Source organism: Pseudomonas sp. TKO26 (genome assembly GCF_003225665.1).
GTDB lineage: Bacteria > Pseudomonadota > Gammaproteobacteria > Pseudomonadales > Pseudomonadaceae > Aquipseudomonas > Aquipseudomonas saponiphila.
In genome coordinates this window covers 1-1,171 of sequence record NZ_QKLN01000033.1, presented here as the reverse complement: position 1 = coordinate 1,171, position 1,171 = coordinate 1, and the positions used below count along the sequence as shown (strand labels likewise).

Below are 1,171 nucleotides of genomic sequence, written 5' to 3'. Positions count from 1 at the left end.
CTTCGCTGGCAAGCCAGCTCCTTATCTGTTCCAGATCTGCCAGATTAGGTGTCGAGAGTCGGCGTGGACGATCGCTAGCTCCTAGGTCCAAACGATCGTTTTGTAGCAAGGTCTCCACGCCGATATCTCCTCAGCGACGCCCGTACAGTTGCTCGAGCCGACACTCGAAGATAAGGCTGGGCTGCTGAGGAGAACTCTCGACGTCTCAAGACTAGAGGAGATCATCATGGGCTGCATAGGTGCCGGTATCGATGTCAGCAAGGACACCCTGGATGTAAAGGTGGACGAGCATCAGCCCCAACTGCATACCTCCAACGACCCCGCAGGATGGCAGCGAGTCATTGACTGGCTCGCCCCCTTTGCCCCGCAACAAGTCGTACTTGAGGCCACCGGCGGCTATGAACTCAAAGTACTGGAAGCCCTCTATAACGCAGGTTTACCCATGACCAGGGTCAATCCTCGACAAGCCCGGGACTTTGCGCGAGCCACAGGCCAGCTGGCCAAAACGGATCGCCTGGATGCTAGCGTGCTTGCCCATATGGCCAGTGTTCTCAAGCTCAATCGTTATCAGCCGCGCAGTGAAAAGTCTCAGCTCCTGCACGCGTGTCATCGCCGTCGTCAGCAAGTGGTGCAGATGTTGGCTGCTGAAAAGCAGCGACGCCGCCTGACTGAGCAACCGGCCATGCGCGAGATGCTTGAACGCAATATCCAGCGTTTGGAAGCTGATCGAGATGAGCTGGAGGCAAGGATTGCCGAACTGCTCGAGGGGACGCTGCAAGCCCAAGTAGCTTCGACGATCAAGGGGGTTGGTCCCGTTGCTCTCTCGACTCTTGTTTGTGAGATGCCCGAACTGGGTTATCTGAATCGCAAGGCCATTGCCAAGCTGTACGGCGTAGCGCCCTTGGCCAGGGATAGCGGCAAGTCCCATGGCAGACGGATTACCTGGGGTGGCCGGGCTAGCCCACGAGCGGTGATCTACATGGCGGTCTTGAGTTCGGTTCGATATGACCCTGTCCTTAAAGCGTTTTATGAAGGACTGGTTAGTCGAGGTAAGCCGAAGAAATTGGCGTTGGTTGCAGCCATGCGCAAGCTCATCACCATTTTGAACGCGCGAATGCGCGAAGCCTTACAGGCTTCGGCGCAAATCGCGTGAGGAACACAGTTGCTACAA

At 56.6% G+C, this 1,171-nt stretch carries 1 protein-coding gene; it reads left to right on the top strand.

What is annotated here, in order from left to right; genetic code table 11:
* The first annotated feature begins 226 nt into the window (after window positions 1-226).
* Window positions 227-1,153, top strand: a complete 927-nt coding sequence (locus DNK59_RS24230; RefSeq protein ID WP_110724903.1) for a transposase — start codon at window positions 227-229, stop codon at window positions 1,151-1,153.
* The last annotated feature ends 18 nt before the right edge of the window (window positions 1,154-1,171 follow it).